This is a genomic window from Paracidovorax avenae ATCC 19860 (assembly GCF_000176855.2).
GTDB lineage: Bacteria > Pseudomonadota > Gammaproteobacteria > Burkholderiales > Burkholderiaceae_C > Paracidovorax > Paracidovorax avenae.
Genome location: NC_015138.1, coordinates 4,799,635 through 4,819,939 on the forward strand (window position 1 = coordinate 4,799,635; position 20,305 = coordinate 4,819,939).

Below are 20,305 nucleotides of genomic sequence, written 5' to 3' on the forward strand. Positions count from 1 at the left end.
GAGGTGCCGCGCCGGTTCATGGGCCGCGCACGCGGTCGGCCCGCAGTCCTACAGCATGGCTGTGCAGGGGTCGGAACAATCGGTTGAACCCCGCGCCGCGGCCGGCGGCCCGTCCGCCATGGCTGCGGTGCCCTTCCACCGATGGCATCCATGGATACCCACGCAGAATCCCCCTCGCCCGTCGCGTTCAAGGTGCTGACCGTGAACGTGCACAAGGGCTTCACCTCCTTCAACCGCCGCTTCATGCTGCATGAGCTGCGCGAGGCCGTGCGCGGCGTGGCGGCCGATATCGTCTTCCTCCAGGAAGTGCTGGGCACGCACCAGCGCCACGCCAGCCGCGTGGCCAATTTCCCGCAGGAGCCGCACTACGAATTCCTGGCCGACACGATCTGGGGCCAGTACGCCTATGGCCGCAATGCGGTGTACGACAGCGGGCACCACGGCAATGCGCTGCTGTCCAAGTTTCCCATCGTCCACTACGAGAACCACGACATTTCCGTGAGCGGCCCGGAGCGGCGCGGCATGCTGCACTGCGTGCTGCAGCCGCCGGGGCATGACCGCCAGGTACATGCCATCTGCGTCCACCTGGGCCTGCAGGAGGCGCACCGTCAGCGCCAGCTGCGGCGCGTGTGCGACCTGGTCAACACTTTCCCTGCCGACGATCCCGTGATCGTGGCCGGCGACTTCAACGACTGGCGCGGCCGCGCCCACGAGGTGCTGCGCAAGGGCGCGGGGCTGCACGAGGTGTTCGTGCATGCGGGCGGGCGGGCCGTGCGCACCTTCCCGGCCTCGATGCCGCTGCTGGCCCTCGACCGCATCTACGTGCGCAACGCGTCGGTGCATGCGCCCGTGGTGCTGCCGCGCAAGCCCTGGCACAAACTGTCGGACCACGCGCCCCTGGCGGCGGAGATCGCGCTATGACACGGCCGGGCCGTTCCTCGCGCTGGGTGCCGGGCAACCGCTTCGAACTGCTGGAGAACGGCGAGGCCTTCTTCCCGCGCGTGTTCGAGGCCATCGCCGCGGCGAAGCGCGAAGTGCTGCTGGAGACCTTCATCCTGTTCGAGGACAAGATCGGCCAGGGCCTGCACGCCGCGCTGCTGCAGGCGGCCCGCAACGGCGCCGAGGTGCATGTGCTCGTGGATGGCTTCGGCTCGCCCGACCTCTCCGAATCCTTCGTCGGGTCGCTCGTGTCAGCGGGCGTGCGCTTCCGCATCTTCGATCCGGGCGGGCTGCGCATCTTCGGCCAGCGGCTGAACCTGCTGCGCCGCATGCACCGCAAGATCGTCGTGGTGGACGGCGAGGTCGGCTTCATCGGCGGCATCAACTATTCCGCCGACCATGTCGCGGACTTCGGGCCCGAGGCCAAGCAGGACTATTCCGTCGAGGTGCGCGGCCCCATCGTGGCGCAGATGCGCGCCTTCGCCCGCAGCGTGGTGGACAAAGGCGACAGGAAGGACGGCCGGCGCTCCAACCCGCAGGCCACCTCCAGCGCCGAGCCGGAAGCCGGGGCCGGCACGGCGCACCCTGGCGACACAGCCCGGCCCCCGTTCCAGGCAGGCAGGCCGGCAGGCGGGCCGCGCGCCGCGGCCGAGCGGCGCCGGTGGCCCTTCGGCGCCCGCGCCGCCGTGGAGCGGCATCCCGCCGCCGGCAATGCCGACGCCATCTTCGTCACGCGCGACAACCACGCCCACACGAACGACATCGAACGCCATTACCGTGTCGCGCTGCGTGCGGCGCGCGAGCGCGTGGTGATCGCCAATGCGTACTTCTTCCCGGGCTACCGCTTCATCCGCGAGATGCGGCGCGCCGCGCGCCGCGGGGTGGACGTGCGCCTGATCCTGCAGGGCCAGCCGGACATGCCGATCGTGCGCGTGGCCGCGAGCATGCTCTACGACCACCTGATCCGCGGCGGGGTGCGCATCTACGAATACTGCGACCGGCCGCTGCACGGCAAGGTCGCATTGGTGGACGGCGAGTGGTCCACCGTGGGGTCGAGCAACCTCGACCCCCTGAGCCTGTCGCTGAACCTGGAAGCCAACGTCGTCATCCGCGACCGCGAGTTCAACGCCACGCTGCACGGGCGCCTCGCGCACCTGATGGAGCACAGTTGCCGGCAGGTCGAGCCCACGCCGCCGGGCCGCTGGGACGGCCTGCGGCTGCTGCGCAGCTACTGCCTGTTCCACCTGATGCGCTGGTTCCCGGCGTGGGCCGGATGGCTGCCGCGCCACGAACCGGAGATCTCGCTCGTGCAGCCCGACGCGCATGGCGGCGACCACGGCCACCGGCCATCCACGACCTGAGCGCGCGGCGCCCGATCGGTCCTCCATGCCCCCCGCCTCGCCCACGCCCGCCCTTCCCCGCGACCACGCCGATGGCGCGGGCCGGGCCGGCGAGAAGAAGAGCCGGTGGCAGCGCCTGCGCTCGCAGCGCTGGTGGCCCTGGGCCATGACGCTGGTGACCGGGGCGTTCATCGCCTTCGTCATCACCCTGCTGGTGCGGCAGGCGCGCAACGTGGACTGGGGCGCGGTATGGGAAGCCTTCCTCGCGCTGCCGACGCCCACGCTGCTGACGGCCGCCGCCCTGGCGCTCGCGAGCCACGGCCTCTACAGCACCTTCGACCTGTTCGGCCGGTACTTCACGCGGCACGGCCTGTCCGTGGGGCGCACGGTGGGCATCACGCTCATCGCCTATCCGTTCACCCTGAACCTCGGCTCGATCATCGGCGGGGTGTCGGTGCGCTACCGGCTCTACTCCCGGCAGGGCGTGTCCGTGGGCGCGATCGGCCAGGTGATCGGGCAGAGCATCGTCACCAACTGGCTGGGCTACTTTGTGCTGGCGGGCGCGGTGTTCTGGATCTGGTCGCCCAAGCTGCCGGAAGGCTGGCACGTGGGGCCGCAGGAACTGCGCTGGGCCGGCACCGCGCTGGCCACCCTCACCGCGGCCTACGTCGCCGCCTGCGCCGTGCGGCGCGGCCGGCCGATCGCCTGGCGCGGGCACGATTTTCCTTTGCCGGACTGGCGCGTCGCCCTGCTGCAGGTGCTGGTGTCCACGGTGAACTGGGCGGTGATGGGCGCCGCCGTGTGGGTGCTGGCCGGGCGCGACACGCCGTATGCCGCCGCGCTCGCCACGGTGCTGCTGGGCGCCGTCGCGGGACTGGTGTCGCGCATACCGGCGGGCCTGGGCGTGCTGGAGGCCGTGGGCACGGCCGTGCTCTCGGCGTACATCCCCACCTCCCAGGCGCTGGCAGCGGTGCTGGCCTACCGGGCGCTCTACTTCTTCGCTCCGCTGGTGCTCGCGGCCCTGGCCTTCGGCGCGGTGGAATGGTTCGGGCGCGGCGCGGCACAGAAGGCGGAAACGGAAGAAACAAGCCCTGCCAGCAAGGAACCTGGCGAAGCCCCCGCCTGACCGCAGACGCCTGCGCGGGCTGGGCGGCCCGCCCTGCCTCTAGGGCCGTCTTTGCGCGGCAGATGAGCGCATTTCCGCGCGCAGGCGTATGATTTCTGGCCTTTTTCCCCGCACCGCCCGATGACCACGGGCCGCACGCCCCATGATCCGCCTCTCTGAAATCAAGCTGCCGCTGGCCGCCCTGCCGGCCGATGGCACACAGCATCCCGAGCCCGCGCTACGCGCCGCCGTCGCGCGCATCCTGGACCTCCCGCCCGGCGACATCGCCCGCCTGAACGTCTTCAAGCGCAGCTTCGACGCGCGCAAACCCGAGCTGCTGGCCGTCTACATCGTGGACGTCGCCCTCGCCGATCCCGGCCAGGAAGCCGCGCTGCTGGCGCGCCATGCGGGCCGCCCGCACATCCAGCCCACGCCCGACATGGCCTGGAAGCCCGTGGGCCATGCCCCGGCCGGCGGCCTGCGCGAGCGCCCGGTGGTAGTGGGCTTCGGCCCCTGCGGGATCTTCGCCGCGCTGGTGCTGGCGCAGATGGGGCTGCGCCCCATCGTGCTGGAGCGGGGCCAGGCCGTGCGCGAGCGCACGCAGGACACCTGGGGCCTGTGGCGCCGCCGCGAACTGCAGCCCGAATCCAACGTGCAGTTCGGCGAGGGCGGCGCGGGCACGTTCAGCGATGGCAAGCTCTACAGCCAGATCAAGGACCCGCGCCACCTCGGCCGCAAGGTCATGGAGGAATTCGTGCAGGCGGGCGCGCCGCCCGAGATCCTCTATGCGGCGCATCCCCACATCGGCACCTTCAAGCTGGTGAAGGTGGTCGAGACGCTGCGCGAGCAGATCATCGCCATGGGCGGCGAAGTGCGCTTCCAGCAGCGCGTGACCGACATCGCGGTGGATACCGACGCCGCCGGCCGCCGGCACCTGCGCGGCCTGCGCGTGCTGGACCAGGCCACCGGCCAGACCCACGAACTGGAAGCGTCGCACGTCGTCATGGCCCTGGGCCACAGTTCGCGCGACACCTTCGCGATGCTGTACGGGCGCGGCGTGCACATGGAAGCCAAGCCGTTCTCTGTGGGCTTTCGCATCGAGCATCCGCAGGGGCTCATCGACCGCGCGCGCTGGGGCCGGCACGCCGGCCACCCGCTGCTGGGTGCGGCCGACTACAAGCTCGTGCACCATGCGGCGAACGGCCGCGCGGTGTACAGCTTCTGCATGTGCCCCGGGGGCACGGTGGTGGCCGCCACCAGCGAGCCCGGCCGCGTGGTGACCAACGGCATGAGCCAGTATTCACGCAACGAGCGCAATGCCAATGCCGGCATGGTGGTGGGCATCGATCCGGCCGACTACCCCACGGACCCGGCCGCCTTCGAAGCGGCGCTGGGGGACACCCATGGCGTCGAGGCCCTGCCCCCGGGCCAGGCCCACCCGCTCGCCGGCATCGTGCTGCAGCGGCAGCTGGAGTCCGGCGCTTTCGCGCTCGGGGGCGGCAACTACAACGCACCCGGCCAGCTGGTCGGGGATTTCATCGCGGGCCGCGTGTCGCGCGAGTTCGGCGAGGTGGAACCTTCGTACCGGCCCGGCGTCACCCTGGCGGACCTGCACGCCGCCCTGCCGGATTACGCCATCGCCGCGCTGCGCGAAGCGCTGCCGGCCTTCGGCCGCAAGATCCAGGGCTTCGACCGCCACGACGCCGTGCTGACGGGCGTGGAAACGCGCACTTCGTCACCGCTCAAGATCGGTCGCGGCGAGGATTTCCAGAGCCTGAACACTGCAGGGCTCTACCCCGCCGGCGAAGGTGCGAGCTACGCCGGCGGGATCCTGTCGGCCGGCGTGGACGGCATCAAGGTGGGCGAGGCGGTGGCCAAAAAGATGTTCACCCCCTGAGTCGCCTGCGGTGCCTTCCCCCTGGAAGGGGGACGCCGCCGGTGGCCCGGCGGAGCCGGTTCCACGGCGTCTGCTGGCATGGCCTGCTCCGCGGCCTCTCGAAGGGTGAGGCCGCAGTGGATCTTGACGCAGGCGGATCAGCGCATTGCCCAGTGCCCCGGGCGCATGTGCCAGCCGCCCGGGCCCGGCTCCCAGCGGTGGGGAACCCAGACCCAGCCCGGCCGCGGCGGGGCGGCCCAGTGGCCGGGGCGCCAGACATAGCGGCCGCCGCCCCATTCCCAGAAGCCGCCCACCCAGACGTGTACCGGCGAGGGGGCGACGGTCACGGTCTCCACGTACGGTGCCGGGGGCGCGGTGGGGGCGACCACCACGGCACCCTGCTGCTCGACCACGACCTGCCGGGGCGGCGCCACGACACAGCCGGACAGGGCTGCTGCGGCCGCGAGGATCGCCAGGGCGCCTGCGGCGCGGATGCGGCCGGATGCACGGCCAGGGGATGCGGGAAGGGAGAAGGGCATCGTTGGGCTCCATCGGGAAGGAAAACGCATGCCCATTGAACGCGGCCGTATCCCTCCCGCCGACAACCGCCGTGTAAAGAAAAGGAAAGATGGACGAAGCCGCCCGCGCGGCCGGCTTCAGCGCGGCAGGGCCGGCGCCTGGCCGGGCGCGCCCTCGGGCAGCCGGAAGGCGGCCACGAGGTCGGCCAGCTGCTGCGCCTGCATGCGCAGGCCCTGGGCAGCGGCGGAGGACTCCTCCACCAGGGCCGCGTTCTGCTGCGTCATCTGGTCGAGCTGGCTCACGGCCTCGCCCACCTGCCCCAGGCCGGTGCTCTGCTCGCGCGCGGAAGTGCTGATCTCGCCGACGATGGTCGCCACCTGCTCCACGGAGCCCACGATCTCGCCCATGGTGCTGCCTGCGGCATGCACCTGCTGCGTGCCTTCGCCCACCTGCCGCACGCTGTCGCCGATGAGAGCGCCGATTTCGCGGGCGGCCGTGGCCGAGCGCTGCGCGAGGCTGCGCACTTCCGCCGCGACGACGGCGAAGCCGCGCCCCTGTTCGCCGGCCCGGGCGGCCTCCACCGCGGCGTTGAGGGCGAGAATGTTGGTCTGGAAGGCGATGCCGTCGATGACGCCGGTGATGTCGGCGATCCTGCGGGAGGCCTGCGCGATGCCATCCATGGTGGAGACCACCTGGCCGACGGCGTCGCGACCGCGCCGCGCGACATCGCTGGCGGTGGCAGCCAGGGCGCTCGCCTGCTGCGCCGCGTCGGCGCTGTGGCGCACGGTGGCAATCAGTTCCTCCATGCTCGCGGCGATCTCCTCCAGGTTGGAGGCCGTGTGCTCGGTGCGCGCGGAGAGATCGGAGTTGCCCGCCGCGATCTCCGCGCTGGCCCCCGCCACCGAGGCGCTCGCCTGCCGCATGCCCACCACCAGGCCCGCGAGCCGCTGCTGCATGCCGCCCAGGCGCTCCAGCAGGGCGCGCACCTCGTCGCGGTTGCCGGCCTCCGCGGGCGGGACGGACGACGTCAGGTCGCCCTCGGCGATGCGGTCGGATACGGAAGACGCCCGCGCCAGCGGCACAAGGATGGAGCGCGAAAGCAGCAGGGCGCAGCCCAGGCTCAGCAGCAGCCCCAGCAGGCAGCCGCCCACGAGCAGCACGATGCCCTGCTGTTCGCTCGCCTCGGCACGGGCGCGGGCCTCGGCCACGCGCTTGCGCTGGTAGTCGGCCATCTCTTCCACGGCGGCCGCATAGCGGTCGGCGGCAGGCCGCAGCAGCTTGCCCACGGCGTCGGGCGGCAGCGTCTCTCCGGAGCGGCGGCGCTTGACGAGGTCGTCCCGCGCGGCGCGGAAGCCATTGCCGGCAGTGTCGATGTCCTTGAAGATGCGCCGGGACTCCGCATCCTCGGCCAGCGCTTCGAGCCGCTTGCGGACTTCGGTGGAGCGCGCGGAGGTCTGCTTGCGGTCCGCATCCACCCGGGCGGTGTATTCGGGGCTGCCGACTTCCAGCAGCGCCTCGGCGCGCGCCGAACTCAGCACCACGATGGAATGGAGTTCCCGGGCCAGCAGCGCGCGCTCGGCCGAGTCGCCGCCCAGGTCGTCGGCGATGTCCTGCAGGTTCATCAGCCGCCAGATGCCGACGCCTGAGGCCAGCGACATGACCAGGCAGATGGCGCCGAAGGCCAGGGCCAGGCGAAGGGAAAGGCGGGCGTTGTTCAGGGACATGGAAGCAAGGGGGGGTGTAACCGGTGCTCAGCTTATCGGCACGCCGGCTGAAGACTTGATGACAGCAATGCCTGCGTCAAGGTCTTTCGCCCCTGCCGGCCGGAAGGCTCAGTCCACCACCACCGCGGCCGCCTGGATGACCTTGGCCCATTTGGCGGTCTCCGCGGCGATGAAGGCATTGCACTCCTGGGGCGTGGAGCCCTCGGGGAAGGTGCCCATGGCCTGCTCCAGCCGCTGCGACACCTCCGGGCTGCGGATGATGCGCGCCACCTCCGCGGACATGCGCTGCACGATGTCAGGCGGCGTGCCGGCGGGCGCCAGCATCGCGGCCCAGGTGCTGCCGACCAGGGCCGGATAACCCAGTTCGGCGAAGGTGGACACGTCGGGCAGCGCCGGCACGCGCTTGTCGCTGGCCACGCCGATGAGGCGGATCCTGCCGGCCCTGGCGGGCTGGATCAGGTTGGGCGGCGGATCCAGGAACAGCGGCACCTGCCCGCCCATCAGGTCGGCCAGCGCGGGCGATGCGCCCTTGTACGGCACGTGCACCATCTCGACCCCGGTGACCATGCGCATCAGCTCCGACGTCAGGTGCGCGGCCGAGCCGCTGCCCGACGAGGCGTAGCTGATCTTGCCGGGGTTCGCGCGGCCGTAGGCGACCAGTTCGGCCATCGTCTTGAAGGGCGCGTTCATCGACACGGCCGCCACCAGCGGCGACACGCCCATCAGCGAAACGCCCGTCAGGTCCTTCTTCGGGTCATAGGGCAGCCTGGGGTAGAGCGTGGTGTTGGCGGCGTAGGCGGCGATGAAGACGCCGAAGGTGTGGCCGTCCGGCGCGGCCTTGGCCACCGCATCCACCCCGATGATGCTGTTGGCGCCGGGCTTGTTGTCCACGACCACGGGCTGGCCCAGGCGCTGCTGCAGGCCGACCTGCAGCAGCCGCGCCATCTGGTCGGTGAAGCCGCCGGCCGTGTAGGGCACGACGATGCGGATGGGCTTGGCGGGCCAAGTGCCCTGCGCACGGGCCGGCGCCAGCGGCAGCACGGCACCGGCCGCGACGGCGGAGCCCGCCTGGAGGAAGTGGCGTCGGGAGGATATGGACGGCATGCGGTGTTGTCTCCTGTCGTTCTCGTTCTATCGTTCGGCTCTGGCGGCTTTGGCGGTTCAAGTCCGGTAGCCCGGATCGATGCGGTCCAGCCGGCGCAGCAGCCCCGGCCAGGCCAGGCCCGCGCCCTTGCCCTTGGTCACCTGGCGCGACTGCTCTACCGAGGTCGCCACGATCTCGTCGGGAATGCGCGTGAGTGCGCCGCCGCCGGCCTGCGCCAGGATCTGGATGCGGCAGGCCGATTCGAGCGTGTACATCGACAGCAGGGCCTCGGGCACGCTGCGCCCGCAGGTCAGCAGGCCGTGGTTGCGCAGGATCAGGAAGCTGGCGTCCCCCAGGTCGGCCACGAGCCGCGGCCGCTCGTCGTCGCGCAGCGCCACGCCCTCGTAGCCATGGTAGGCCAGCCGCGCGAGCGGGAAGATGGACTGCTGCGAGATCGGCAGCAGCCCGCCTTCCTGCGCCGACACCGCCACGCCGTACTGCGTGTGGGTGTGCAGCACGCACTGCACTTCGGGCCGGCCTTCGTGGATCGCGCTGTGGATCAGGAAGCCCGCCGGGTTCACGTCGTACTCCGTCGCCATCACGGGCTCGCCGTGGTGGTCCACCTTGACCAGGCTGGACGCCGTGATCTCGTCGAACAGCATCCCGTAGGGGTTGATGAGGAACTGGTCCGCCTGGCCCGGCACGCGCGCCGAGATGTGCGTGAAGATCAGGTCGTCCCAGCCGAAATGGGCCACCAGCCGGTAGGCGGCGGCCAGTTCGACGCGGGTCTGCCATTCCTCGGGCGTGACCTGGCTGCGCACGCTGGAAGCTTCAGGGATTGCATTCATGGTGGAACCTTTCTTGCATTCAGGACGGGTGCGCTGGCACGCGCATTGGAGCGGCTCTCAGAGCCGGCCGGCCAGTTCCGGCACGGCGGTGAACAGATCCGCCTCCAGCCCGTAGTCGGCCACGCTGAAGATCGGCGCCTCGGCATCCTTGTTGATCGCCACGATCACCTTGGAGTCCTTCATGCCGGCCAGATGCTGGATCGCGCCCGAGATACCCGCCGCGATGTAGAGCTGCGGCGCCACGATCTTGCCCGTCTGCCCCACCTGCAGGTCGTTCGGCGCGTAGCCCGCGTCCACCGCCGCGCGGCTCGCGCCGATCGCAGCACCCAGCTTGTCCGCCAGCGGCGTCATCACCTCGTTGAACTTCTCCGCGCTGCCCAGCGCCCGGCCGCCCGAGACGATGATCTTCGCCGCCGTGAGTTCGGGCCGGTCGCTCTTGGTCACCTCGCGGCCCACGAACTGGCTCTTGCCCGAATCCGCAGCCACATCGGCCTTCTCCACCGCCGCCGAGCCGCCCGTGGCGGCCGCGCCGTCGAAGCCGGTGGTGCGCACGGTGATCACCTTCACGGCGTCGCTGCTCTGCACCGTGGCGATCGCGTTGCCTGCGTAGATCGGGCGCTCGAACGTGTCGGGGCCGTCCACCTTGGTGATGTCGCTGATCTGCGCGACATCCAGCTTCGCGGCCACGCGCGGAGCCACGTTCTTGCCGCCGGCCGTGGCCGGGAACAGGATGTGGCTGTAGCTGGAAGCGATGGCCAGCACCTGGGCGGCCACGTTCTCGGCCAGGCCGTCCTTCAGGCTGGCGCCGTCGGCCAGGATGACCTTGGAGACGCCCGCGATCTGCGCGGCAGCCTGGGCGGCGGCTTCGGCGCCCTGGCCTGCCACCAGGACATGCACGTCACCGCCGCAGGCGGCAGCGGCCGTGACGGTGTTGAGCGTGGCGGGCTTGATCGAAGCGTTGTCGTGTTCTGCAATGACGAGTGCGGTCATGTCGTGTGTTCCTTGTCCCAGTCCGTTCAGATCACTTTGGCTTCGTTCTTGAGCTTGTCCACCAGCGTGGCGACGTCCGGCACCTTTACACCGGCGCCGCGCTTCGCAGGCTCGGTCACCTTGAGGGTCTTCAGGCGCGGCTTCACATCCACGCCCAGGTCCTCGGGCTTGACGGTGTGCAGCGGCTTCTTCTTGGCCTTCATGATGTTGGGCAGCGTCACGTAGCGCGGCTCATTGAGGCGCAGGTCGGTGGTGACGATCGCCGGCAGCGTGAGCGCCAGCGTCTCCAGGCCGCCGTCGACCTCGCGCGTCACGTTCACCTTGTCGCCGCTCACCTCCACCTTGGAGGCAAAGGTCGCCTGCGGCAGGTCCGCGAGCGCGGCCAGCATCTGGCCGGTCTGGTTCGAGTCGTCGTCGATCGCCTGCTTGCCCAGGATGACCAGTTGCGGCTGCTCCTTGTCCACCAGGGCCTTGAGGATCTTGGCCACGGCCAGGGGCTGCAGCTCTTCCGACGTCTCCACCAGGATCGCGCGGTCCGCACCGATCGCCATCGCCGTGCGCAGCGTCTCCTGGCATTGCGTGACGCCGCACGAGACCGCGATCACCTCCGTGACCACGCCCTTTTCCTTCAGCCGAACGGCCTCCTCCACCGCGATCTCGTCGAACGGATTCATGCTCATCTTCACGTTCGCGATGTCCACACCCGTGTTGTCCGACTTCACGCGGACCTTCACGTTGTAGTCCACCACGCGCTTGACGGGGACCAGGATTTTCATGGGATGACCTCGTTGGATAAAGAATCGAAGAAAAAGGAGGAGATGCAGGTGGAATCAGGGCGCCCGGTCACTCGGATGCGATGCCCTTGTCGCGGATGATCGCGCCCCACTTGGCGTAGTCCTGCCGCACGCGCTCGGCCATCTGCGCCGGATCCTGGAAGTGCGCGATCGCGCCTGCGCCCAGCAGCCGGTCCTGCACATCCTTCTCGGCCAGGATCTGCCGCACCTCGCCGGCCACCCGGTCCACCACCGCCTTCGGCGTGCCGCGCGGCGCCATCAGGCCGCCCCACGAGACCGCGTCGTAGCCCTGGAAGCCCTGCTCGGCGATCGTCGGCACGTCGGGCAGCATCGCCACGCGGCGCGGCGACCCCACGGCGAGGGCGCGCAGCTTGCCGGCCTGCACGTGCGGCAGCGCGGCCACGAGGTCGGCATACATCACGGGCACCTGGCCGCCGATGGTGTCGGTGATCGCGGGCACGCCGCCCTTGTAGGGCACGTGCTGCATGTCGAAGCCGCCCATCTGCTTGAGCAGCTCCATGCTCAGGTGGCCGAAGCTGCCGGTGCCCGAGCTGGTGTAGTTCATCGGCGTCTTCTGCGCCCTGGCGTGGGCGATGAGCTGCGGCAGGGTCTTCACGTCGGGCAGCTGCGCGGGATTGACCACCACCACGATCGGCAGGTCGTACACCGTGGCCACGGGCGTGAAATCCTTCAGCGTGTCGTAGCCGGTCTTCTTGTAGAGGTGCGGCGCCAGCAACGTGGGCGTGGCGAGCATCATCAGCGTGTAGCCGTCGGGGTCGGACTTGGCCACCTGCAGCGCGGCGATCGAGCCCGAGGCGCCCGGCCGGTTGTCCACCACCACGGCCTGGCCGAGCCGCTCGGCCAGCTTCTGCCCCACGATGCGCGACGCCGTATCGGTGGGCCCGCCCGCGGGGAACGGCACCACCAGCCGGATCATCTTGCCGGGCCAGGCGCCGCCCGGCGCGGACGGCTGCGCCCCGGCGTGGCCGGCCGACAGCAGCGCGAGCGGCCCGGCAGCGGCGAAGCCCAGCAGCGTGCGGCGGGTCGCGCGGGCCAGGGGGGCGGTGGGGAACAAAGGCATTCGTCGGGTCTCCGGTTCGGTTCTGGGTTCAGGAAAAGCAGGGAAAGAACAATGGATGCGGCGCCATTCCAGCGCCGCCGTGGCAGGGGCCCGCACTCACCGGGCACGCGGCCGGCGCGGCTGCGCGCAGGCCCGCCCCATGGTCAGTCGAGCTTGGCGCCGGCCGCCTCGACCAGGGCCTTCCAGACCGGCATGTCGCGGCGATAGTTGGCCTGGAAGGCTTCGGGGCTGTTCATGAGCGGCATAAAGCCCGCGCCGCGGATGCGCTCGAGCAGCTTCGGATCGCGGGCGATCTCGCGCAGGTGCGCCTGGAGCACGTCCATCACTTCCTTGGGCAGGTTCGCGGGGCCGCCCATGGCGACCCAGCCGAAGACGGCATAGGCGTCGTCCGTCACGCCCTGCTCGTGGATGGTAGGCACCTGGGGCAGGATGTCCATGCGCTCCGTGCCGGTCACACCAATGGCCTTCAGTCGGCCCGAGTCGATGAAGGGCTTGGTGTTCTGCGCGCTGGAGAAGCACAGTTGCAATTGCCCGCCGATCAGGTCCTGGATCATGGGCGCCTCGCCCTTGTAGGCGACGTGGGCCATGTCGGCATCCTGCGTCTTGCTCATGTAGGCGCCGCCCAGGTGCGCGTACGAGCCCACGCCCCAGGAGCCGTACGAGACCTTGCCCCGGTTCGCCTTCACGTAGGCGAGCAGTTCCTTCATGTTGCTGGCCGGCACCGAAGGGTGCACCACCAGCGTGACGGGCGCGGCCGCGATCTGCGTGATCAGCGTCAGGTCCTTCTGCGGGTCGTAGGGCAGCTTGGTGTAGAGGAACTGGTTGATCAGCATCGAGGTGCTGAGCGAGAGCAGCAGCGTATACCCGTCGGGCGCGGCCTTGGCGACCGCGTCGGTGCCCAGGATGCCGGCCGCGCCGCCCCGGTTGTCCACCACCACCGGCTGGCCCAGGCGCTGCGACAGGGCTTCGCCCACGCTGCGGGCGATGATGTCGGTGGCGCCGCCAGCGTTGAACGGCACGATGAGCTTGATGGGCTTGGTGGGCCAGGCGGCCGCCTTGGTGGTCTGGGCGGGGGCCGTGCCCAGCCAGCCGGCGCCGCCGAGCGCGGCCATGCTGTGCAGCACGGCGCGGCGGTTGAATCGGGAACCTGTCATGGTGTTGTCTCCGGGGGTTCTCTGGGGAAGATCGGCCCCGGTGCGCCGCCTCTGCGGGCGGCCTGGTGCACCGGGCCGGCGGGGGGAATCAAGCGGGCGGCAGGGGCACCTCCGGCAGGGTCAGCACGCCGCGCTGCTGCAGGCCCTGCAGTGCCTCGTCGCTCAGCTGCAGCAGGCGCTGCAGCACCTCGCGCGTACCCTCGCCCAGCGTGGGCGGCGCATGGCGGATCGGCAGGCGCTGGCCGTCGATGCGGTAAGGCGGCGCGAACACGGGCGTGGTGCCCACCACGGGGTGCGGCATGTCCTGCAGCAGGCCGCCGCGCCGCGTGCGCTCGCTGGTGAGCGCTTCGTGCAGGCCGGCCACCTTGCCGCAGGGAATGCCGCAGGCGGTCATGCGCTCCAGCAGCACGTCGCGCGGGAAGGCGCGGATCAGCTCCGTGAGCATCGGGCCGATCTCCTGCCGGTTCTTGGCGCGCTGCACGTTGGTGGCGAAGCGCGGGTCTTCCACGATGTCGGGCCGCTCGATCACCTGGCGGCAGAACTTGTCGAACTGCGCGTTGTTGCCCACGGCGATGATGAGCGGGCCGTCGGCCGCCTCGAACATGCCGTAGGGCACGATGGAGGGATGGGCGTTGCCGTAGCGTGCCGGATCGTGCCCCAACTGCATCGCGTCGAGCCCGTAGTAGCCGGTGACCATGAGGCCGCAGTCGTAGAGCGCCATCTCGATCAGGCGGCCCCGGCCGGTGCGGCTGCGCTGGAACAGCGCCGCCAGCACGGCCTGCGCGGCGTACATGCCGGTCATCAGGTCGACCACGGCCACGCCGAATTTCAGCGGCGGCTGGCCAGCCTCGCCGTTGAGCGCCATGAGCCCCGTCTCGCCCTGGATCACCAGGTCGTAGCCCGGCCGCTTGGCCTCCGGGCCGGTCACGTCGTAGCCGGCGACGGCGCAGTAGATCAGGTCGGGCTTGATCGCCTTGAGCTGCTCGTAGCCCAGGCCCAGCTTCTCGGCGCCGCCGGTCTTGAAGTTGTGGATCACCACATCGAACTGCGGCAGCAGTTCGTGCACGATCTTCGCGCCCTCGGGGCTCTGCAGGTCCAGCGTGATCGACCGCTTGTTGCGGTTCATGCTGTTGTAGTAGGTGGTCTCGGTCTTGCCGATGCGCATGCCCCAGTCGCGCGTGTCGTCGCCGCGGCCGGGATGCTCCACCTTCACCACCTCGGCGCCGAAATCGGCCAGCACCTGGCCGCAGAGCGGGCCGGCGAACACGCGCGAGAGGTCGAGCACGCGCACGCCCTCCAGCGGAAAGTCGATACCGTCAGGCGATGCGGCGTCAGCGGTGGTGGCGTTCAATGTCTTGTCTCCAGTCATTCGTTCATTGTGGTGCGGCAGGCGGCGTAGCCGCTGCCCCCTGCGCGACCCGGCACCGGGAGCGCGTCAGCCCGCAGGGCCGCGCAGCCGCACGTAATCGGGCGCGCGCTTTTCCAGGAAGGCGGCGATGCCCTCGCGCGACTCTTCGGTGGCCTGCGACAGCACCATGCTCTGCGCCTCGCTCTCCAGCTGCTCTGCGAGCGTGGCCTGGGGTGCCGCCAGGCAGAGGGCCTTGATGCGCGCCATGGCCTGCTGCGGCCCGTCCGCCACGCTGGCGGCCAGTGCCAGCGCGCTGGCCAGCGCCTCGCCCGGCTCGGCCAGGCGGTTGACGGCGCCGAGGGCATGCAGGCGCTCGCCCGAAATCCGCTCGCCCGTCAGGCACAGCTCCGTCAGCACCTGGCGCGACACGAATTCGGCCAGGAAGGCCGTCGCGCCGCCGTCGGGCGTGAGGCCCACCTTCACGTAGGCCACGGAGAAGACGGCGTTGCGCGCGGCCACCAGCATGTCGCAGGCCAGCGCCAGCGACAGGCCCGCACCGGCCGCCGCACCTTCCACGGCCGCGATCACAGGCTTGCCGCTGCCGCGCACCGCACGGATCAGGTCGTGCAGGCCTTCCAGCTTGGCGCGGCGCTCCTCGATGGGCAGCTCGCGCCGCTTCGCCAGTTGGCGCAGGTCGCCGCCCGCACAGAAGTGCCCGCCTTCGCCGGTGAGCACGATGGCGCCCACCGCGAGATCCTGCTGCGCCGCGGCCAGCGCCTCGGTGAGCGCGGCATAGAACGCGGGCGACAGCGCGTTGCGCGCGGCGGTGTTGTTGTTGCTGAGCACCAGCACGGCGCCTTCGCGGCGCTGCAGCAGGGGTGCGGTCGTCTCCGTCATGGCCTGGGTCCTTCTTCGTCTTACGCGGGTTGACCGAGGGAGATGTACCGTGCCAGGTGGTGGTCTTCATCGCCCAGCTGGTGGTCGATCATCACCAGCCGCTTCGCATAGTGCGCCAGCGGCAGTTCCCAGGTCATGCCGATGCCCCCATGCATCTGGATGCTTTCCTCGGCCACGAGGGTGCCGATGCGGCCGATGCTGAACTTGGCGGCCGAGAGCGCCCGCTCGCGCGCGGTGCGGTCGGCGCCGTCGATCGCGGCCGCGGCGTTGATGACGGCCGAGCGGGCCTGCTCCACCTCCAACAGCAGATCGGCCATGCGGTGCTGCAGCGCCTGGAAGCTGCCGATCGGCACGCCGAACTGCTTGCGGGTGCGCAGGTATTCCAGCGTATGTTCCTTGGCCACGTCCATCGCGCCCACGGCCTCGGCGCACAGCGCCAGCACGCCCCAGCCCACGGCCCGCTCCAGCAGCGCGGCGCCCTCGCCTTCCGCGCCCAGCAGCGCGTCCGCGCCCACGGCCACGTTCGTGAAGACCAGTTCGGCCGTGCGGCCGCCGTCGATGCGGCCGTGGCCCTGCCGCCTGAGCCCGGCGGCATCGCCGGGCACCAGGAACAACGAGATGCCCGCCGCGTCGAAGGTGCCGCCGCCCGTGCGGGCCGACACCAGCAGCCACTCGGCGCCGTCGCCGAACAGCACCACGCCCTTGGTGCCGTCGATCACCCAGCCATCTCCCGCGCGGCACGCGGTGGCCGCCACGCGCGTCGGCTCGTAGTGGCCGCCCGGCTCGTCGTGCGCCAGCGCGGCCACGGCCTCGCCGGCCACCAGCGGCGCCAGCACGGTGTCTTTCTGCGCATCGGTGCCGGCCGCCGCGACGGCGCGGCCCACCACCAGGGCGCCCAGCAGGGGTTCGGCCACCAGGCCGCGGCCCAGGCGCTCGAACACCACGCTGACGTCGAAGCCCGCTCCGCCGAAGCCGCCGTCGGCCTCGGTGAACAGCGCGCCGATGGCGCCCAGCTCGGCGAAGCCGCGGTACAGCGCGGGGCTGTGGCCCTGCGCGCCGTAGGCGGCATGGTTGCGCTGCTCGATGCCGGACTGCCCGGCGATGAAGCGGTCCAGCGTGTCCGCCAGCATGCGGCGGTCTTCGGTGTGTTCGAAATTCATGGCGTCACAGTCCCAGGATCATCTTGGAGATGATGTTTTTCTGGATCTCGTTGGAGCCGCCGAAGATCGACAGCTTGCGGTAGTTGAAGTAGTTCGCTGCGGCCGCGGCGGCGCCTTCCGGCCCCACGGCCAGGTCTTCGTGGCCGGCATGCAGCGCCTCTTCCTCGAAGGGCAGCGCGTACGGGCCCATGGCGCGGCGCGTGAGCGAGAGGATCTCCTGGCGGATCTCGGTGCCGCGGATCTTCAGCATGGAGCTTTCCGCGCCCGGCACGCCTCCGCCGGCCACCGCGGCGATCACGCGCAGGTTGGTGGTCTTCATGTTCTCCAGGTCGATCTCGACGCGGGCGAGGCGCGCGGCGAACAGCGGGTCCTGCGCGAGCGGACGGCCGTTGCACTGCACGGTGGCGGCCACGCGCTTCAACTTCTCCAGCGCAGCCACCGAGAAGCCCACGCCCGCGATGTTGGTACGCTCGTAGGTCAGCAGGTACTTGGCATAGGTCCAGCCCTTGTTCTCCTCGCCCACCAGGTTCTCCGCGGGCACCTTCACGTCGGTGAAGAACACCTCGTTCACCTCGTGCTCGCCGTCCAGCGTGATGATCGGTCGCACCTCGACACCGGGCGAGCGCATGTCCACCAGCAGGAAGCTGATGCCCGACTGCGCCTTGGCCTCGCGGTCGGTGCGCACCAGGCAGAAGATCATGTTGGCGTGCTGGCCCAGCGTGGTCCAGGTCTTCTGGCCGTTGACGACGTAGTGGTCGCCCTGGCGCACTGCGGTGGTCTTGACCGAGGCCAGGTCCGAGCCCGCGCCGGGCTCCGAATAGCCCTGGCACCACCAATCCTCGCCGTTCAGGATGCGCGGCAGCCAGTACTGCTTCTGCGCCTCGCTGCCGTACTTGATCAGCACCGGGCCCAGCATGTTCACGCCGAAGGGCACGATGCGCGGCGCGCCGGCCAGCGCGCATTCGTTCTCGAAGATGAACTTCTGCACGGCGTTCCAGCCCGGCCCGCCGTACTGCTCTGGCCAGTGGTTCGCGAGCCAGCCGCGCGCGTTCAGGATCGCGTGCCAGCGCTCCATGTCGGCCTTGTCCAGGCGCAGGCCGGCGCGCACCTTGTGCGACAGGTCGGCGGGCAGGTGCTCTTTCAGGAAGGCCTGCACTTCGTCGCGGAAGGCCTCCTCCTGGGGGGTGAATTGCAGATCCATGGGGTCTTTCGTGGGTCGCTCGTGCTGTCGTTCGGTCAGTCAGTGCGCTTCGGCGGCGGCGCGGTTCAGGCTGCCGAAGTCGCGGCCCTCGGCCACCAGCTTTTCCAGCAGCGGCGCGGGCTTCCAGAACAGCGGGTCTTCCTGCGCGAACTCGCGGATGTCGGCCAGGATCTTCGGCAGGCCCACCGTGTCGGCGTAGTGCATCGGCCCGCCGCGGAAGCGCGGAAAGCCATAGCCCGAGAGGAAGGTCACGTCCACGTCCAGCGGACGCAGGGCGATGCCTTCCTCCACCACCTTCGCGCCCTCGTTGACCATCGCGGCCATGTAGCGGCGCATGATCTCGTGGGGCGTGAAGCTGCGCGGCACGACGCCCTTCTTCGCACGCTCGGCATCGACGATGGCCAGCACCTCCGGATCGGGCTGGCCGGTGCGGGCGCCTTCCGGGTACAGGTAGAAGCCGCGCCCCGTCTTCTGGCCGAACCAGCCGCGCTCGCAGATGCGGTCGGCGATCTCCACATAGCGCGCGTTGGGGTCGCGCGTGGCGGCACGGCGCTTGCGCGTGGCCCAGCCGATGTCGCCGCCGGCCAGGTCGGTCACCTGGAACGGGCCCATCGGGTAGCCGAAGCCGCGCACCGCCGCATCGATCTCATAGGGCGACGCGCCGTCTTCCATGAGGTAGTCCGCCGCCTGCTTGTACACGGCCAGGATGCGGTTGCCGATGAAGCCGTCGCACACGCCCGCACGCACCGGCACCTTCTTCATCGTCCTGGCCAGCGCGAAGGCCGTGGCGACCACGTCGGCGCTCACCTTCGCCGGCACCACGATCTCCAGCAGCTTCATGATGTTGGCCGGGCTGAAGAAGTGGAGGCCGATCACGTCCTGCGGGCGTTGCGTGGCCGCGGCGATCGCGTCGATGTCCAGGTACGAGGTGTTGGTGGCGAGCACGGCGCCGGGCTTGCAGACGCGGTCCAGCTCGCGGAACACGGCTTTCTTGACCTCCAGGTCTTCGAACACCGCCTCGATCACCAGATCGGCCGCGGCGATGTCTTCGTAGCGCGTGCTGCCGGTGTAGCGCGCCATCACGGCGGCCTTGGCATCGGCCGTCATGCGGCCCTTGGCAACGAGGCCGTCGTACACCTTCTCGACGTGCGCGCGGCCCCGGGCCAGCGAGGCGTCGTCGCGCTCGATCATGGTCACGGGCAGGCCGGCGTCCAGCGCCGACACGGTGATGCCCGCGCCCATGGTGCCGCCGCCGATGATGGCGATGGACGTGATCGGCCGCGGCGCCGCGGCCTTGGCCTCCGGCACCTTGGCGACCTCGCGCTCGGCGAAGAAGGCGTGGATCAATCCCGCGCGCTGCGGGCTCGCCAGGCACTCCATGAAGGCCGCGCGCTCGCGCTGCATGCCTTCGTCGAAATCGAGTTCCACGGCGTTGCGCACGCATTCGACGATCTTCTGCGGCGAGAACAGGCCGCGCGATTTCTTGGCGGTGTCGGCAGCCAGCGCGTCCAGCTCGGCCATCGCCGCGGCCTTGTCGGCGATGGCGACGTCGCGCGTGCGGCGCAGGGGCGCCTGCGCGGACTGCAGCTCCTGCACGCAGGCCAGGCCCGCGGCCACCGGGTCGCTGCCGTCCACCAGCCGGTCCACCAGGCCCGCGGCCAGGGCCGCCTTGGCGCTCAAAGGCTTGCCGCTCAGCATCATTTCTGCCGCGGGCTTCACGCCCATCAGCCGCGGCGCGCGCTGCGTGCCGCCCGCGCCGGGCAGCAGGCCCAGGTTCACTTCAGGCAGGCCGAGCTGCGCGCCCGGCAGCGCCACGCGGTAGTGCGCCGCGAGCGCCACTTCCAGACCACCGCCCAGCGCGGCGCCATGGATGGCGGCCACCACGCGCTTGCCGCAGGATTCGATGCGCTGGCAGACCTCGGGCAGCGAGGGCTCCACGGGCGGCTTGCCGAATTCGCGGATGTCCGCCCCGGCGATGAAGGCCTTGCCCTCGCCCACGATCAGCACCGCCTGCACGTCGGCCCGCGATTCGGCCTCGCCGATGGCGGCCATCAGGCCCTGCCGCACGGCCGCGCCGAGCGCGTTCACGGGCGGGTTGTCGATGCGGACGACGAGAACGTCGCCCTGCAGGCGCGTTTGCACGGGCGACGCGGTAGCCGCTGCTGAGGTCATGCCTTTGTCTCCTGGATAACTGTTCCGGGACATTCTTGCGGCGACAATGTTTTCTGACAATCCCATCATCCAT

General features: G+C 70.5%; 17 protein-coding genes. 4 read left to right on the forward strand and 13 right to left on the reverse strand.

Going from position 1 to position 20,305, the window contains the following annotated elements:
- The first annotated feature begins 141 nt into the window (after positions 1-141).
- From ACAV_RS20810 to ACAV_RS20825, 4 genes are all read left to right on the forward strand, one after another.
- Complete coding sequence (locus ACAV_RS20810; RefSeq protein ID WP_041828838.1) at positions 142-921, forward strand: endonuclease/exonuclease/phosphatase family protein; 780 nt, start codon at positions 142-144, stop codon at positions 919-921.
- Positions 918-2,300, forward strand: coding sequence for a cardiolipin synthase ClsB (gene clsB, locus ACAV_RS20815; protein WP_013596557.1), 1,383 nt, complete (start codon positions 918-920; stop codon positions 2,298-2,300). Before ACAV_RS20810 ends, clsB begins: the two co-directional genes overlap by 4 nt.
- A 25-nt stretch (positions 2,301-2,325) precedes the next feature.
- Positions 2,326-3,405, forward strand: a complete 1,080-nt coding sequence (locus tag ACAV_RS20820; RefSeq protein ID WP_013596558.1) for a lysylphosphatidylglycerol synthase transmembrane domain-containing protein — start codon at positions 2,326-2,328, stop codon at positions 3,403-3,405.
- Positions 3,406-3,547: 142 nt separating this feature from the next.
- Entirely contained in the window at positions 3,548-5,281 is a 1,734-nt protein-coding gene (locus ACAV_RS20825) for an NAD(P)/FAD-dependent oxidoreductase (RefSeq protein ID WP_013596559.1), read from the forward strand.
- Between the two features lie 137 nt (positions 5,282-5,418).
- Here ACAV_RS20825 and ACAV_RS20830 read toward each other — a convergent pair whose 3' ends face one another.
- The 13 genes from ACAV_RS20830 to ACAV_RS20890 form a co-directional block, all read right to left on the reverse strand.
- Positions 5,419-5,799: a YXWGXW repeat-containing protein gene (locus ACAV_RS20830; protein ID WP_013596560.1), complete on the reverse strand. Its 381-nt coding sequence runs from the start codon at positions 5,797-5,799 to the stop codon at positions 5,419-5,421.
- Between the two features lie 117 nt (positions 5,800-5,916).
- Positions 5,917-7,503 carry a methyl-accepting chemotaxis protein gene (locus ACAV_RS20835; protein ID WP_013596561.1) on the reverse strand — a complete coding sequence of 529 codons (1,587 nt, stop codon included), beginning with the start codon at positions 7,501-7,503 and terminating at the stop codon, positions 5,917-5,919.
- 108 nt (positions 7,504-7,611) lie between these two features.
- Positions 7,612-8,607 carry a tripartite tricarboxylate transporter substrate binding protein gene (locus tag ACAV_RS20840; protein ID WP_013596562.1) on the reverse strand — a complete coding sequence of 332 codons (996 nt, stop codon included), beginning with the start codon at positions 8,605-8,607 and terminating at the stop codon, positions 7,612-7,614.
- A gap of 57 nt (positions 8,608-8,664) precedes the next feature.
- Entirely contained in the window at positions 8,665-9,435 is a 771-nt protein-coding gene (locus ACAV_RS20845) for a class II aldolase/adducin family protein (RefSeq protein ID WP_013596563.1), read from the reverse strand.
- A 57-nt stretch (positions 9,436-9,492) separates the two neighbouring features.
- Positions 9,493-10,425 carry an electron transfer flavoprotein subunit alpha/FixB family protein gene (locus tag ACAV_RS20850; RefSeq protein WP_013596564.1) on the reverse strand — a complete coding sequence of 311 codons (933 nt, stop codon included), beginning with the start codon at positions 10,423-10,425 and terminating at the stop codon, positions 9,493-9,495.
- A 26-nt stretch (positions 10,426-10,451) separates the two neighbouring features.
- Positions 10,452-11,201 (reverse strand): electron transfer flavoprotein subunit beta/FixA family protein, encoded by a 750-nt coding sequence (locus ACAV_RS20855; RefSeq protein WP_013596565.1) that lies wholly within the window; start codon positions 11,199-11,201, stop codon positions 10,452-10,454.
- Between the two features lie 67 nt (positions 11,202-11,268).
- Positions 11,269-12,300, reverse strand: coding sequence for a Bug family tripartite tricarboxylate transporter substrate binding protein (locus tag ACAV_RS20860; RefSeq protein WP_013596566.1), 1,032 nt, complete (start codon positions 12,298-12,300; stop codon positions 11,269-11,271).
- A 143-nt stretch (positions 12,301-12,443) separates the two neighbouring features.
- Positions 12,444-13,454 (reverse strand): Bug family tripartite tricarboxylate transporter substrate binding protein, encoded by a 1,011-nt coding sequence (locus tag ACAV_RS20865; protein ID WP_013596567.1) that lies wholly within the window; start codon positions 13,452-13,454, stop codon positions 12,444-12,446.
- Between the two features lie 88 nt (positions 13,455-13,542).
- The gene (locus ACAV_RS20870; protein ID WP_049791165.1) at positions 13,543-14,823 is read right to left on the reverse strand and encodes a CaiB/BaiF CoA transferase family protein; all 1,281 of its coding nucleotides are present in this window, start codon (positions 14,821-14,823) and stop codon (positions 13,543-13,545) included.
- A 66-nt stretch (positions 14,824-14,889) separates the two neighbouring features.
- Entirely contained in the window at positions 14,890-15,699 is an 810-nt protein-coding gene (locus tag ACAV_RS20875; protein WP_013596569.1) for an oxepin-CoA hydrolase, alternative type, read from the reverse strand.
- A gap of 20 nt (positions 15,700-15,719) precedes the next feature.
- Positions 15,720-16,859: an acyl-CoA dehydrogenase family protein gene (locus ACAV_RS20880; RefSeq protein WP_013596570.1), complete on the reverse strand. Its 1,140-nt coding sequence runs from the start codon at positions 16,857-16,859 to the stop codon at positions 15,720-15,722.
- A 4-nt stretch (positions 16,860-16,863) separates the two neighbouring features.
- The gene (locus ACAV_RS20885) at positions 16,864-18,060 is read right to left on the reverse strand and encodes an acyl-CoA dehydrogenase family protein (protein ID WP_013596571.1); all 1,197 of its coding nucleotides are present in this window, start codon (positions 18,058-18,060) and stop codon (positions 16,864-16,866) included.
- Between the two features lie 39 nt (positions 18,061-18,099).
- Positions 18,100-20,232 (reverse strand): 3-hydroxyacyl-CoA dehydrogenase NAD-binding domain-containing protein, encoded by a 2,133-nt coding sequence (locus ACAV_RS20890; protein ID WP_013596572.1) that lies wholly within the window; start codon positions 20,230-20,232, stop codon positions 18,100-18,102.
- Between the last annotated feature and the right edge of the window lie 73 nt (positions 20,233-20,305).